This window comes from Stenotrophomonas sp. 85239_Sma (assembly GCF_056481725.1).
In genome coordinates this window covers 2,469,890-2,484,053 of record NZ_CM151163.1, presented here as the reverse complement: position 1 = coordinate 2,484,053, position 14,164 = coordinate 2,469,890, and the positions used below count along the sequence as shown (strand labels likewise).

The following is a 14,164-nucleotide window of genomic DNA, read 5'->3' as shown; positions in this document are numbered from 1 at the left end:
GATACGCGGGCGGCGGGCCGCATGGCCCGCATCTGCAAAGGAATCAACACCATGAACCGTTCTCTCTCCCTCGGCCTGCTGCTGGGCAGCGTGCTGGCCACGGCCGCCTGCGCACGTGCTGCCGAAGAATCCGCTGCCGCACCGGTCGCCAGCGAGGCACCGGCGGCGCCCATCAAGGCCAGCCCGGCCAGACTGGACCCGGCACTGCCCATCGCCATCGTGCACAAGACCGCCAGCTGTGGCTGCTGCGGCATATGGGTCGATCATCTGAAGGCCGAAGGCTTCCAGGTGGACGTACGTGATACCGATGACATGAACCCGATCAAGGTTCGTCTGGGTGTGCCGGTCGGCAAGGGCTCCTGCCATACCGCCGAGATTGGCGGCTACGTGGTCGAAGGCCATATCCCGGCCGGGGACATCAAGCGCCTGCTGGCCGAACGCCCGGCAGCGCGCGGGCTGGTACTGCCCGGCATGCCGGCCGGCTCGCCGGGCATGGAAATGCCGGACGGCTACGTGCAGCCGTACACCGTCGAACTGGTGCGCAACGATGGCACCACCGAACCGTTCGCCCAGCACGGGCAGGGTGGCTGACAGGCAGCGGGTGCCGGCCATGTTGGCCGGCACCCTTCGGCGCTACAAAATCAAAGGGCGCCGGCTGTTTCCTTGGCCAACTGCGCGTCGAACTTCTGTTCTGCCGAATCAGCGTAGGCCTTGCAGGTCAGTGCCTTGGCGCCGGCCGTGGCACCCGCGGCATAGTCCCAGTGGCTGGCGCCCGGGTGCGGGGTCAGCAACACGTCGCACGGCAACGCCCGCACCGTCGCGAAGCTGCGTTTGTAATCCTCTACCAGGCGCGGATAGCGCACATTGCCCTGCAACTGGTAGCCCGGGGCACTCAGGCTGTCGGCGTAGGCGATGCGCACCGGCTTGCCGTTGCGGGTATCGGTCCACGTCCAGGCGGTGCTGCCCGGGGTATGTCCCGGCATGAAGTGCGCGGTGAACGCGATGCCGCCTACCGTGACCACTTCGCCATCCATGAGGATGCGGTCGACGCTGGCCGGCGGATAGGTGATGTCATCACCGAAGTGCAGGTCGTCGCTGCCACCGCGCGCGAGCAGCACCGCGGATTCAGCGTTGGTCGCCACTTTCGCACCGGTACGGCGCTTCAGCTCCGCCACCGGCCCGGCATGGTCGGCGTGTGCGTGGCTGAGCAGAATCAGCCGCAGATCCTCCGGTGCCACGCCGCGCACCTTCATGTTGCTGATGAGGTGGCTGGCCATCTGCGGCATGCCGCCGTCGAGCAGTACCGCGCCGTCGGCGGTCTGCACCAGCAGCGCGGTCAGGTCCTGCGTGCCGATCTGCCAGGTGTGGTCGGCGATCTGCAGCGGTGCCATCGGCTGCAGCCAGGACGCATCGACGGTGTACGCCTGCAACTGCGGCAGTGGTGCCTCGGCGGCGCGGGCGTGCGCGGCCGGAAGCGCAGCGGCAAGGGCGAAGGCGAGCAGGGAACAGCGCATGATCCACATCCGTTTGAAGGAGGCCCAGAAACTAGCATGGGCCTCCTCCATCACGGTGCGCATAGATTTCATGGCTCCCATAAGGGGGCCGTGACTCAATACCGGTACTGCCACCCCAGCGTCAGCACCCGGCCGCGTCCGGAGAAGTAACTCGGGTTCGACGGCGTTGTCTGCGAGTAGTAGCTGATGTACTGCGTGTTGGCCAGGTTCTGCACGCCCAGCGTGAACGCGTGCTTGTCCAGCGCATAGCGCGCGACCAGATCCACGGTGGTGTAGCCCTTGAACTCGGCCACGCGCGCCCCCTGCAGGTCGAAGTCGCGGTCGAAGGCGTGGCTGGCCTGCAGGCGGGTGCTCAGCTGCGGCGTCCAGTTCTGTTCCCAGAACGCGGTCAGCCGGTTCGGTGCGATGTTGACGCCGGCCAGGTCGCTGTCCAGCCGGCCATCAATATTGGCGTCGTAGCGGCCGTTGGCGCGCGCATAGCCCAGGCCAAGGCGGCTGTCACCCAAGCGCAGGCGCAGGTTGGTTTCGAAGCCTTCCACGCGGGTGGCCTGGCGCTGCACGTTGTAAGCATCGATTCCCGCGTCGTAGACCAGCACCGAGCCGAGCTTCGATTCGGACGTGTAGTAGGCGATATCGCCGCTGAAGCGGCCATCGTCATACTCCAGGCCGATCTCTCGGTTGTCCGACACCACCGGCGACAGGTCCACCAGGCTGTCCACGCGCTGCCCGTCACGGTTGATCGCGCGCAGCACGCGGCCGACATCGGCCACGGTGTAACCCTCCGAGTACGAGGCATAGGCGTTGAGGCGATCGTTGATGTACCAGACCGCACCGAAGTTGGGCAGGGTCTCGCTCATGGTCGGCTTGCCGCCGGCCACCTTGCGCGCGCCATAACGGGGCAGGGTGGTGTAGTCGCCCACCTCCAGCTCGCCCTTCTCGTAGCGCAGGCCGCCGGACAGCATCAGGTGGTCGGTCGGCCACCAGTGCAGCTGCAGCAGCGGCGACAGGCTCTGGTAGGTGGTCAACGGCACCCAGTTCATGCCGCTGGCCAGCAGGACCTGGTGGGTGCGGTCACGCAGGCCGTCCAGGCCCAGGGTCACGTCCAGCGTGGTATTGGCGATGCGGCTCCAGCTCTGGGTGAGCTTGAAGCCGCGCTTGTCCGATTCATTCTGGGTCTGGTCCCACGCAGCATTGGCGCCGGTGTTGCCCCACGGGTCCCATTGGCTGGCGCCATAGCGGCCTTCGAAGTCCACCGCGAACGCCTGCGCCTGGAAGCGGCCACCCAGCAGGTCGGCGGCGCTGTAGTCCAGCGTCAACGAACGCGAGCGGTTCATCGGCGGGTCCAGCGGCGTGTCACCGGGCACCGAAAGGGTCGGGCGGCCGCTGCGGTAATCGCCGTTCACCGCCAGGTAGTTGTCCAGCCCGCGCAGTTCGTAGCGGTTGACCATCAGCTGCAGGCGCTGGCCCTCGGCAATGTTCCAGCCGAGCTTGGCGAACACGTTCGACGACGTCGAATCCATCAGTTCGCCCTGCGCGTTGGTACCGATCGAGCGCCCTTCGCCGTCATGGAACAGGCCCTGGCGCTCATAGGCCAGGCCGGCCACCAGGTCGAACTGCTCGCCGCGCATGCCCACCAGCGCCGACGCGCGCGGGCCGCTGTCGTCGTGGCGGCGAGGCAGGGCGGCGCTGTAGCTGAGGTTGCTGTCGAACAGGAACGCCCCGGGTTCGCTGGGCGCGCTGCGGGTGATGATGTTGACGATGCCGCCGGTACCGCCGATGCCCTGCAGGGCGTTGGCACCGTGGATGACTTCGATGCGTTCGATCATCGCCGCATCGATGGTGTGCGAATCACGCGAGCCATCGCGCAGCGGCGTCGACTGCGGCACGCCGTCGACCATGTACAGGATGCCGCGGCCACGCATGGTTTCGCCGTAGTTGGACATCTTCTCGCGGGCGGGCGCAAAGGCCGGAATCTGTGACGACAGCACGCGCGAGACATCCGAGCCCAGCGCCAGCTGCTGCGCGATGTCCTCGCGGGTCAGCACGGTGATGGTGTTGGGCATGGCGGTCTCGCCCTGCGGCATGCGTGCGGTGGATGCCGATACCGTGACGCGGGCCAGTGAGATGGCCGCGGCCTGCGGCGCGGGGCGCGCCGGCGGGTTGGCCTTGGCCGGTGCCGGTGCAGTGGCCGCCGCGCTCAGCACGAAGACGCCCGGCGAGCGCTCCTGCAGTGCCAGGCCCTGGCCGGCCAGCAGGCGCTGCAGCGCTTCGCGCGGGGTGTAACGGCCGTCCAGCGCCGGTGCGTTGCGCCCGCCTACGCTTTCCGCGGCGAACAGCAGCTGGATGCCACTCTGCCGGGCCAGCGCGGTGAGCGAGGCCTGCAGGGAGCCAGCGGGCAGGTGCAATTCCACCGCGGCCGGCGCGGACGTCTGGGCGGCAGCCGGCAGTGCCGCGCACAGGCAGGCGGCAAGCAGGGTGGGGGCCAACCGGCGCAGCGCGGCAGGCGGAACAGGGCGGGTCATGCGGAGGTCCTTCGGAGGGGTTCAGACACCTGCCGGATGGGAGGGCGCACAACCCACCCTCGCGACGGCGATCAATCGCGGGCGCGCAGGTGCAGGCTGCCATCGGCGGCGGTCTGCAGCTGCACCGGCAGGATGTCCGGCAGCAGTGCCACGGCGGTCTCAGCGCGGTCGGCGTCGAACACGCCCGAGACCAGCAGCGGGCCCAGCGCCGGGTCATCCAGCACGATCGGGCGGTCGTGGTAGCGCTGCAGGATGCGCAGCACCTCCGACAGCGGCAGCCGATCGAACTGCAGCCGCCCGTGGGTCCAGTCGGCCCGGTCCGGGCTGACGGCTTCGGGGGGCGACAGCGATCCTGCCTGGGCCAGCAGGCGCTGGCCCGGCTTCAGCCGTTGCTCGGCCTCGCTGCCGTCGACCCGCACGCCCACCGCGCCGCGCCACAGGGTCACCTCGCTCAGGTCACCCTGGCGGTCCACGTCGAACACGGTGCCGTAGTTGCGTACATGCACCGGGCCAGCATCGACCTGGAAGCGGCGCCAGGCCGAGTGCTGCACCTCGAAGCGCGCCTGGCCGCGCACCAGCAGCACCTGCCGCGAGCGCAGATGACGGCGTACCTGCACGCGGGTGCCGGCATCGAGCAGTACCTGGCTGCCGTCGGGCAGGGTGACGTTGCGGCGTTCGCCGACGGCGGTCTGGTAATCGCGTACCTGCCAGGCCGGGTCGGCGGCCAGCAAGGCGCCGGCGGCCACCAGCAGCAAGGCCAGCGCGCCCTTCGCGGGGCCAGCGCCGCGCCGGCGCTGCAGTGCCCCAGGGCTCGGCAGCGGGAAGCGTTGCTTCAATGCATCGCGGTGCCGCTCCAGCACCTGCTCGGCGGAGGCGGGTGGCGGCGCGGGTTCGGAAGGGGCGGGCGTGCGGCTCACTGCAGCCCCGCGTGCAGGCGGCAGTCGGCCATCGCCAGGCGCAGGTGGCGCTCCACCGCCTTCAGGCCGATGCCCATGCGCTGCGCAACCTCTGCCTGTGGCAGTTCATGGATCTTGTGCAGGATGAACACCTGCTGGCGCCGGCAGGGCATCCGCTCGATGGTGACGCTCAACTGCTCAAGCGCGCGCATGCCCTGCGCCTGCTGCTCGGGTCCGGGGCGCGGGCACGCGCCCTCGGGCAGTTCAGCGCGCGCCTCGACCCAGTGCCGGCGCAGGTCTTCAGCGCGGCAGCGGTCCACCGCCGCGTCGTGTGCGATCCGGCGCAGCAGCGCGATCGGTTGCCGTGGGTCGTGCACGAGCGGACGCTCCAGCAGGCGCACGCAGACATCGTGGACCACCTCGCGGGCCAGCCCGGGTGAGCGGAAGCGGTGATGCAGGTAATCCACCAGCTCCTCGTAGTGGCGCACCAGCGAAGACACCAGCGACAGCGCGGGCGGGTGGGGCGAGGGTGGCTGGGGCATCCGGACGGGCGGCAAAGGCGAAGGGTGAGCACAGGGAGGGTCTCCCCTGCACGATGACACAATACTAATGGGAACCGTTCGCGTTTGCCATGTGCCGCTGGCCCGGCCGATTGTTCGCTGCGGCTGGAAGGTGAAACCACGATCATCGGCTGGAGCGCAGAATCGGCCCGGGCTAGCCTGCCTGCGGGTACAAGGAGAGCGATAGATGCATGTGATGCTGGTGATCACCGCAGGCGTCCTGCTGCTGGGGGTGTTCCTGCTGTTCGGCCATCTCTGGAGCGTGGGCACCTCGCAACTGCCCACGGCGCTGATCGCATTCATTGCCACCTGGCTGCTGGTGGCCGTGGCCAACATGTGGGTAGGGGTCAGCAAGGCCGGTTATGCAGTACGCGAGGAGCTGCCGATCCTGCTGCTGGTGTTCGCCGTACCGGCGCTGCTGGCCGGTTTCCTGTACTGGCGCCTGGCGCGCTAAGGAGTTCCATGAGTCCCCGACTGCGCCTGCCCGCGCTGCGCCACCGCGATGGCCATCATGCCCGCGTGACCTACGAAGAACTGTTCTTCGATCTGGTCTACGTGTTCGCGGTCACCCAGCTCAGCCATCACCTGCTGCACCACCTGGACATGGCCGGCGTGATGCAGGCGCTGGTGCTGTGGTTCGCGGTCTGGCTGGGCTGGCAATACGCCTGCTGGGTCAGCAACTGGTTCGACCCACAGGCACCGCGCATCCGCGGGCTGCTGTTCGCCACCATGCTGCTGGCACTGCTGATGTCCTCGTCCATTCCCGAGGCGTTCGCCGATCGCGCCTGGATGTTCGCCGGGGCCTACGCCACGATGCAGGTGGGGCGAACCGCGTTCGTGCTGTTCGAGGTCGGTGGCAACCATCCACTGGCGCCGAACTTCCGCCGCATGCTGGCCTGGGTCAGCGTCTCGGCCTGCTTCTGGCTGGCGGGTGCCGCGGCAGAAGGCAATCTGCGGCTGGCACTGTGGGCGGTAGCCGTGGCCTGCGAGTACATCTCGCCGATGTTCGGCTTCGCGTTCCCGGGCATGGGGCGTTCGCGCACCCGCGACTGGACCATCGAGGGCGGCCACCTGGCCGAACGTTGCCAGCTGTTCGTCATCGTCGCACTGGGCGAGACGTTGCTGGCCACCGGTGGCGTGCTGAGCGAGGTCGAGCACTGGAGCCTGCAGGTGGTCTCCGCGGTGCTTGCCACCTTCGCTGGCACGATTGCCATGTGGTGGCTGTACTTCGGCATCTCCAGCCGCGATGCCACCGAGGCCATCACCCATGCCGAAGACCCCGGGCGGATGGGGGCCAACTTCCACTACGTGCACGCGCTGCTGATCGCCGGCATCATCGCCACGGCGGTGGGCAACGATCTGGTCATGGACCATCCGGCGGCGGCCGTCACCCCGGTGTACGCCACCGTGATGGTGGCGGGCCCGCTGATCTATCTGCTGGGCAGCGCGCTGTACAAGCGCGTGGTCTATGGGCACGCGCCGCGCTCGCACCTGCTGGGCGCCGCCGCGCTGCTGGTGCTGTGCCCGCTGTTGCCATGGATGCACCTGCTGGCCGCCGGATGGCTGACCAGCCTGGTGCTGCTGGGCGTGGGACTGCTGGATACGAGGCTGAAGCGGCGCACCCGGCAGGTGCAGGGCTAGAACCCGCCGCCGGTCTTGAAGCCACCGCCACCGCTGATGCCGCCGCCGCTGTGGAAGCTGCTGCCGCTGGAACTGGAACTGGAACTGGAACTGGAACTCGATCTCGAGCTGGAACTTGAACGTGAGCCCGAACGAGAGCTAGAACTGCTGGATCCGCCCGCAAGCAGGTCGAACAGGCTGCCAGAGGAGCGGGGGACGCTTCGGCTGCTGGGGGTGCTGAAGAAGGACGCGGCGACGGTGGCGGGGGCGGCGGCGCGGTAGCTCGGCGCCTCGTAGGCCTGGCGTTCGATATCCGCAGCGGCCTGGTAGCTCCTGCGCGCAGCCTGCAGGCTGTCCAGGCGTTTCTTCAGTGTCGCCATTTCGCGGGTGTGCTCAACCACCAGGCCGTCGATCTCGCCCAGGCGCAGGCGACTGCCATGGATGCGTTCGAGCACGGCATCGTCGTCGCCGGAGGCGGTGGCGGCAACGCGGCGGTACAGGTCGTCCATGCTCTTGGCCGACAGCGTGCGCGCCAGCGCGGTCAGCAGGGCGCTGCCTTCGGCATCGGTCCAGCTGCGGAAACCATCGATCTGTGCCTGCTTGGCATCCACGGTCTGCCGATGCAGTTGCTCGGCCAACAGTGCCTGCGCCACGGCGCTCTGCGCCGCCTGCAGCTGCTGGCGCAGCCGGTCGCCACCGGCGTGGGCGAGGGCGGCGTCGCGGGCCTGCTGTACCGGCTGGCGGGCGGTCTCGACGTCGGCACGGGCCCGTTCGGCATGTTCCTGCAGATAGGGCGGAAGCTCGACCAGCGTGGCGTACTCGCGGTGGGCGCGGTCGAAGCCGCACAGCTCGGCCAGCCAGCCATCGACGGTGCGCACCAGCGGCCAGCCCCGATAGGCCGCGCTACCGAAGCTGCGTCGGTGCAGGTACATGAAGATCGGGTCGGCCTGGTAGGCGCCGGCCTTGGCATCATGCTCCGACTGCGCAGAGGCGGCCATGCGCTCCACGGTGCCGGCGCGCGCCTCGGCCAGCTGCAGCTCGTCCTGCAGCACCCTGTAGGTGGGTTCCGCTGCCAGCGTGGTGTCCACCTGGTCCTGCAGGGCCTGCCACTGTCCGCCGGCGGCGTCGCGTGCGGCAACGGCCTCCTGCGAGCGCTGCTGCAGCGAATGTTCGATGTCCAGCAGCGCCTGCAGCTCGTCGGCCAGCACCGCCGCTTTGCGATCGCGGCGTTGCAGGTCGGCGCTGGACTGCTGCAGCAGGTCCCTGGCCACCACCGGCGGCGAATCAGTGGCGGCTTCGGCCTGCAGCCGGGCCAGTGCATTGAAGTCTTCGCGGACCCGGCCGTGCAACGCTTCCTGTTCCTTGATCAGCTCCCGGCACTGGTCGCCACGCGCGGCCAGTTGTGCCTGCACCTGGCCGATATCGGTTTCGACATCGGCAATCGCATCGTTCAGATCTCTCATGTCAGTTCCTTGCCCATCACCATTCGGTGATGTAGCCGCCGGTGGCGGGCATGCGGAAACGCGGCGACAGGCTGCCGCGCGGCTTGCTGCCGATCTGGTCGTCTTCGATGATGCCGTTGTCCTGCTTGTCCTCGGCAACCCGGTTGTAGGTTGCCTCCGGCACTCGTACGGCGAACAGCGAGGCCCATTCGTCCTTGCCGGTTTCCTCATTGCGGATCAGCAGTTCGGTGGCCTTGCCGGCCTCGTCCAGCGCTTCGGTCACCAGGTAGTAGTTGCGGCCACCGTTGGCCTTTTCGTTGTAGCGCCAGACGCCGGTGCGCTCATCGTCGCGGTTGACGATGCGGTAGACCAGGGTCTGCGACAGCAATGCCACCAGCTGGGCGACTTCGTCCATCGCCGGCCCTGCCTCGGCCAGCGTCTCGACGCGGACCAGCCGGGCAGCCTGGTCCAGCGCACGCTCGAAGCGCTTGCGGTCTTCCCCGCCGACACCGGTGGCGAGGCCATCGGCCTTGAGCTGGGCCAGTCGCTCGTTCAGCGCGGCCAGTTTGTCGGCACTGCCGATCAGGTCCTTCAGGATGGCCACCGCCTGGCCGGCAACGGCCATGTCGCCGGCGCGAAGTGCGACGTCGCCGCCGGTGTAGGCACGTGCGCGTACCTTCTCGGCGTCCGGCGCGAGGCGTGCTGCTTTTGCGGCCGCGTTGGTGGTGTCCAGCAGTTCGCTGGCATCGATGGCCTGGCCGAGTGTGGTCACGCGCGCGGTCAGCGTGGGCAGGGTTTCCCTGGCCTGCGCCAGCAGGTGCGCGGCGGCCTGCCGGTGCTGCTCCACCTGCGCGGCTGCCTGTTCGCCGGTGGCGCTGCCGCCGCTGCTGATACGCGTGAGCTTGTCCTTGCGGATCAGGGTGGGCAGGTCCGCCATGGCGGCGGGCACGCCGGCAAAGCGACGCTGTGCTTCGGCCAGCGCGGCCTGTGCGCCTTCGGTCAGCGGCTGCAGGCGCTCACCGCTGGCGGTGGCACGGGGCAGCAGCCCCTGCAGGGCCTGTTCCTGTGCGGCCAGCAGGGCGCGCGCTGCAGCAGCCTCCTGTTGCTGCGCGGCTACCTTGTCGTTCAGCACCTGCACGTTCTTCTGCACGTTGCTCTCGTGCACGAACGCGCCCAAGCTGCGCGCCATCACCAGCAGCATGCCGAGCACCAGCAGTACCAGGGCCGCCAGCAGCGCCCACTTCAACAGGCGGGCCCGATCGATCCAACGCCGCGCCAGCCAGGCCTTCCAGCCACGCGGCGCGGCATAGAGGTAGCGCTGCTCACGCTGGGCCTGGATGCCGGCCTCGAGGATCTCGTCGGAGACCTCGATGCCCTGCGAACGGTACAGCTCAAGCAGGCGCTGCTTCAGCGTCGCCTTGTCATGGCCGCTGTCGGCCAGCGCCTTCATCTCGGCATTGCGGTAGCGCAGCTGGTCGACCACATCCATGGTCAGCAGCGCATCCTGCAGCTCGGCAGGAGCCATCGTCGCACTCACCTCAGCGCGACTCCGGGCTCGGCGGTGCCTGCAGCAGTGCGGCGAAACGCTGCTTGCCCTGTTCGACATACTCGGCGATCTCGGCCGAATCACGGGTGGCGTGGCTGCGCAGCTGCTCGATTTCCTGCAGCGAGGTCTCCTGGAAGCGCACCACCGCATCAACCAGCTTGCGCACCGAATCGACACCGATGGTAGCGCCGTAACCAGCCTTCAGGCCCTCGTGCAGTATGTCATCGCCGATGTTGGCCACCGCTTCCAGGCCCTTGGAGGTGCCCTCGGTCATCGCATTGAGCGCCTGCGTGGACTCGTGCAGGCCCATCTGCGTGGTGAAGGCCAGGTTCAAGGCGGTGAAGCTGGTTTCATTGGTGGAGAAGAACACCACCGAGCGCTCGTTGACGCGGCGCTTCACCTCGTGCGACTGGTGCACGCGCAGCATGATCGCCTCGGACGTGGCGTAGTTCACCTGCAGGTTCTCGGACAGGTCCTTGGCCAGCTGGTAGCGCGATTCCTCGGCCTGGTGGTTGCGCAGGGCCTCATCGCGGGCCATCACCAGGCGGCCGGTATCGGCGGCATCGGCGGCCGGATCGGCCGATTCCACGCGCTGCTGCGCCTGCTTCAGCGCCTCGCGCGCATCGGCCAGCACCTGCTCCTGCAGCTTCAGCAGTTCATGCGCCTGGATCTCGGCATCCTTGATCGACAGGCGGAAGTCGCCGTACATCTCCAGCACGCGCGATTCGCGCTGCAGCTGCTCGGCAGAATCGCGGCTGACCTCCAGGAACGTACGGTGGATCTTCTCGAACCGGCTCGGGATGTCACCGCGGGTGACCTTCATCCACAGGTTCTGCAGGCGTTCGCCCATGTCGATCCTGCCGTCGCGCACCTGTTCGACCATGGCGCTGGCGTCGTCGCGGATGCTGTCGAAGGCGCGGATGATCTCGGTATAGCGATCGGACACCTTGGCCGAGCTGATTTCATCACGCATCACGGCATTGAAATGGCCGGACTGCTGCAGCACGCGGGCGATGGCCACCACGCGGCCCTGGTCGAGGGTGGACAGCTGCGAGACCAGGGCGATGGCCGGTGCGTTGTTGTCCTGCGGGGCAGCCAGGCCCAAGCTGCGCAGCGTGGCCATGGCGCGGTCGAGGTACTTGATCGGCGCGGTAGCGGCCGGCGTGGCAAGAAGAGTGTTCTCGGGCATTTCGACGGCTCCGGTCAGGGCAAGCGATGAAGAACCTGCCGCGCGGAACGGGCAGATTGCTGCGAAACGAAGGGGAAGGGGCGCGGCGGCCGTGCGCTGCACGGCACGGCAGCCCGGGCGAGGGCGGCAGGCCCGGCAAGGGCGAGGATGGCGTCCTGTTCAAGCATGGTGCATTCCCTGCAGATCGCCCCCCTGGCGATTCCGCGCCCATTGTAGCGGTGGCGGCGGGCAGGTGAAGCCCTACCGATGGCAGGGGGGAGCAGCGTTGGTGCGCAGGCCGGTGCCGCCGACGTCGACTGCGCGCAGCATCGCGGCGTGGATGTTCATGGCGTGCCCGCCTGCAGCCGGTCGTACATGCGTACCAGGTCGACCAGGGTGCGTGCGCCCATCTTGCGCATCACCTGCGCGCGGCGCACCTTCACCGTGATCTCGCTGACCCCGAGGTCGCCGGCGATCTGCTTGTTGAGGCGGCCGCGCACCACGCCATCGACCACCTCGCGCTCGCCCGCGCTGAGCGTGTTCCAGCGCTGCTGCAGGGCATCGAGCGCCTCGCCGTCGCGACGGCGCTGGCGGTCGATCTCGATGCCTTTGTGGATCGCATCCAGCAGTTCCTGGTCACGGAACGGCTTGGTCAGGAACTCGATGGCACCGTCCTTGATCGCGTTGACGCCCATCGCAATGTCGCCGTGGCCGGTGATGAACACCACCGGCAGCTGCAGGCCGTGGCTGCCCATCGTCCGGTGGAACTCCAGGCCGCTCTGGCCGGGCATGCGCACGTCCAGCACCAGGCAGGCCGGTGCGTCCTCCAGTTCGTGTTCGAGGAACGCCTGGGTGGAGGCGAAGGCCCGTACCTGCAGGCCCATCGAGGCCAGCAGGTCTTCCAGCGCCGCGCGCACCGACGGATCGTCGTCGATCACGTAAACGATGGGTGCCGGGTCGGCGATGGGTGCAGCGGGCTTACGCATGGGGAGAATCCGTGGCGATGGGCAGGTCGAACACAAAGCAGGCGCCGCCACCTGCCGGTCGCTCAGCGCGGATCTGGCCGTCATTGGCCTCGATCATTGAACGGCTCAGGCTGAGCCCGAGGCCCAGGCCGTGTGACTTGGTGGTCCAGAACGCATCGAACACGCGCTCGGGATGGTCGGCGGGCAGGCCGACACCGCGGTCGCGCACGCTGAGGCTGATCCGCTGTCCGTCGCGTTGGGTCACCAGCGACAGGCGGCGGTCGGCAGGCGGCACTGCTTCCATCGCGTCCACCGCATTGAGGATCAGGTTGCCGATCACCTGCTGCACCTGCACCCGATCGGCCTGCACCAGCGGCAGATCGGCATCGAGCAGCAGGGCTACGGCCACGCCATGCTGGTCCAGCTCGCTGCGCGATAGCGCCAGCATTTCCTCCACGGCCTGGTTCAGGTCAAACGCGCGTCGTTCCGGTGCAGCACCCTGGGTCAGGCCACGAATACGGGCGATCACGTCACCGGCACGATGCGCATCGGCCAGGATGCGGGCCACGGTCTGCCGCGCCTTGTCCACGTTCGGCGGGTCCTGTGCCAGCCAGCGCTGGCAGGCCTCGGCGCTGCTGGCGATGGCCGCCAGCGGCTGGTTCACCTCATGGGCGATGGAGGTGGTGAGCTCGCCCACGGTGGAGGCGCGCGCCACGCGCAGCAGGCGGGCCTGCGCTTCCTGCACGGCTGCCTTGGCCGCTTCCATGTTCAGGGCGAGGTAGGTGGTGATGCCGATCACCAGCATGCCGATCACCGAGTTGACCAGGCCGATGCGATAGGTGCCGAAGCGGGTCAGGAAGAAGCTCAGCCCGGTCAGCGCGATGCAGGCGATGGCCAGCGTGATCAGCCCGCGCCCGCTCAGCACGCGCGATGCCGCGAGGATGACCGCTGCGTAGAAGCAGGCAGCGGCGACGGCGTAATCGGTGACGGTGTCGATCAGGAAGATCGCCGCCATCACGACGATCAGGGCCAGCAGCACCAGCGGGCGACGGGGCGACAGCGATGGCATCGGAACGGCTCCCGGGCGTGGGTGGAAAGGATAGCAAAGCCGCCTTGGGCGGATGCCGGCTCCTGGTGGGTGCCGACCGTTGGTCGGCACAACCTCGGATAGCCCACCACGCTACTCCTCCAGGCTGGCGTTCCAGAACCCCTGCAATACCCCGGGCGTGGTCGCCAGCGTGGCCAGCACGGCATCCAGTTCACCGGCATCGACGGTGGTGGCATACAACACCGCTTCGATCTCCACGTCGCGCTCGCCGAACGGGCGCTGGTCCACCGCGCGCACCGGGTAGTGCGCCTGTTCCAGCAGCAGCAACAGCCGGTCCAGCACTTCGGCCTGCTGCTCACGCTGGCAGACCACGTTGATCGCATAGGTCGCCTCGCTGAACGCCTCCGGCAGCGGTTGCCGCTGGATGCGGTTCACCACCGGCCGCAGCAGGGTGTTGGCGGCCAGCACGAACACCGCCGCCAGCACCGCCTCCGGCAGCAGCTTGATACCCGCGCAGGCACCCACCGCCGCCGAGCCCCACAGCGTGGCGGCGGTGTTCAGGCCGGATACCTGCGCGCCGTCCTTCATGATCGCGCCCGCGCCAAGGAAGCCGACGCCGGAAATTACATAGGCCACCACATGCAGCGGCGAGGGCGGCCCGCCGTACAGGTCATGGAAGCGCACGGCCAGGTCGACGAACACCGCTGCACCCACCGCCACCAGCGTATTGGTACGCAGGCCGGCGGTGCGTTGGCGCAGCTGCCGTTCCAGGCCGATGACCGTGCCCAGCACGAACGCCACCGACAGGCTGATCAGCGAGCTCAGGGTTGCGCCGGCGTTGAACGCCGGCAGGTTCGGATTGATGTCGAGCATCCATTTCTCC

13 protein-coding genes are annotated in these 14,164 nt (G+C 68.4%); 3 read left to right on the top strand and 10 right to left on the bottom strand.

Going from position 1 to position 14,164, the window contains the following annotated elements:
* Positions 1 to 51: 51 nt before the first annotated feature.
* Complete coding sequence (locus ACYKG1_RS11680) at positions 52 to 591, top strand: DUF411 domain-containing protein (RefSeq protein ID WP_478470552.1); 540 nt, start codon at positions 52 to 54, stop codon at positions 589 to 591.
* A 50-nt stretch (positions 592 to 641) separates the two neighbouring features.
* Here ACYKG1_RS11680 and blaL1 read toward each other — a convergent pair whose 3' ends face one another.
* The 4 genes from blaL1 to ACYKG1_RS11660 all read right to left on the bottom strand — a co-directional run bounded on the left by blaL1 (position 642) and on the right by ACYKG1_RS11660 (position 5,474).
* A complete protein-coding gene (gene blaL1 / locus ACYKG1_RS11675) occupies positions 642 to 1,514 on the bottom strand; it encodes a L1 family subclass B3 metallo-beta-lactamase (RefSeq protein WP_478470550.1) in 873 nt (290 codons plus the stop codon).
* A 95-nt stretch (positions 1,515 to 1,609) separates the two neighbouring features.
* Positions 1,610 to 4,036 (bottom strand): TonB-dependent receptor, encoded by a 2,427-nt coding sequence (locus ACYKG1_RS11670; RefSeq protein ID WP_478470548.1) that lies wholly within the window; start codon positions 4,034 to 4,036, stop codon positions 1,610 to 1,612.
* A gap of 71 nt (positions 4,037 to 4,107) precedes the next feature.
* Complete coding sequence (locus ACYKG1_RS11665) at positions 4,108 to 4,953, bottom strand: FecR family protein (protein WP_478470546.1); 846 nt, start codon at positions 4,951 to 4,953, stop codon at positions 4,108 to 4,110.
* Entirely contained in the window at positions 4,950 to 5,474 is a 525-nt protein-coding gene (locus tag ACYKG1_RS11660) for an RNA polymerase sigma factor (protein ID WP_262082466.1), read from the bottom strand. Before ACYKG1_RS11660 ends, ACYKG1_RS11665 begins: the two co-directional genes overlap by 4 nt.
* Positions 5,475 to 5,679: 205 nt before the next feature.
* On the opposite strand from ACYKG1_RS11660, the gene ACYKG1_RS11655 reads away from it, so the two are divergent.
* Positions 5,680 to 5,946 (top strand): hypothetical protein, encoded by a 267-nt coding sequence (locus ACYKG1_RS11655; protein WP_100472636.1) that lies wholly within the window; start codon positions 5,680 to 5,682, stop codon positions 5,944 to 5,946.
* An 8-nt stretch (positions 5,947 to 5,954) separates the two neighbouring features.
* A complete protein-coding gene (locus ACYKG1_RS11650) occupies positions 5,955 to 7,133 on the top strand; it encodes a low temperature requirement protein A (protein ID WP_262082468.1) in 1,179 nt (392 codons plus the stop codon).
* Here the strand turns inward: ACYKG1_RS11650 and ACYKG1_RS11645 are convergent.
* The 6 genes from ACYKG1_RS11645 to ACYKG1_RS11620 all read right to left on the bottom strand — a co-directional run bounded on the left by ACYKG1_RS11645 (position 7,130) and on the right by ACYKG1_RS11620 (position 14,154).
* On the bottom strand, positions 7,130 to 8,575 hold the full coding sequence (locus ACYKG1_RS11645; protein WP_478470543.1) for a hypothetical protein: 1,446 nt from the start codon (positions 8,573 to 8,575) through the stop codon (positions 7,130 to 7,132). The genes ACYKG1_RS11650 and ACYKG1_RS11645 overlap by 4 nt on opposite strands.
* Before the next feature lie 16 nt (positions 8,576 to 8,591).
* Positions 8,592 to 10,079 (bottom strand): DUF6384 family protein, encoded by a 1,488-nt coding sequence (locus tag ACYKG1_RS11640; RefSeq protein ID WP_478470542.1) that lies wholly within the window; start codon positions 10,077 to 10,079, stop codon positions 8,592 to 8,594.
* A gap of 13 nt (positions 10,080 to 10,092) precedes the next feature.
* On the bottom strand, positions 10,093 to 11,289 hold the full coding sequence (locus tag ACYKG1_RS11635; protein WP_478470540.1) for a cell surface protein: 1,197 nt from the start codon (positions 11,287 to 11,289) through the stop codon (positions 10,093 to 10,095).
* Between the two features lie 323 nt (positions 11,290 to 11,612).
* Complete coding sequence (locus ACYKG1_RS11630) at positions 11,613 to 12,254, bottom strand: response regulator transcription factor (RefSeq protein ID WP_478470538.1); 642 nt, start codon at positions 12,252 to 12,254, stop codon at positions 11,613 to 11,615.
* Positions 12,247 to 13,302, bottom strand: coding sequence for a sensor histidine kinase (locus ACYKG1_RS11625; protein WP_262082473.1), 1,056 nt, complete (start codon positions 13,300 to 13,302; stop codon positions 12,247 to 12,249). The genes ACYKG1_RS11630 and ACYKG1_RS11625 overlap by 8 nt, the downstream gene beginning before the upstream one ends.
* Positions 13,303 to 13,413: 111 nt before the next feature.
* Positions 13,414 to 14,154, bottom strand: a complete 741-nt coding sequence (locus tag ACYKG1_RS11620; RefSeq protein WP_100472614.1) for an MgtC/SapB family protein — start codon at positions 14,152 to 14,154, stop codon at positions 13,414 to 13,416.
* Between the last annotated feature and the right edge of the window lie 10 nt (positions 14,155 to 14,164).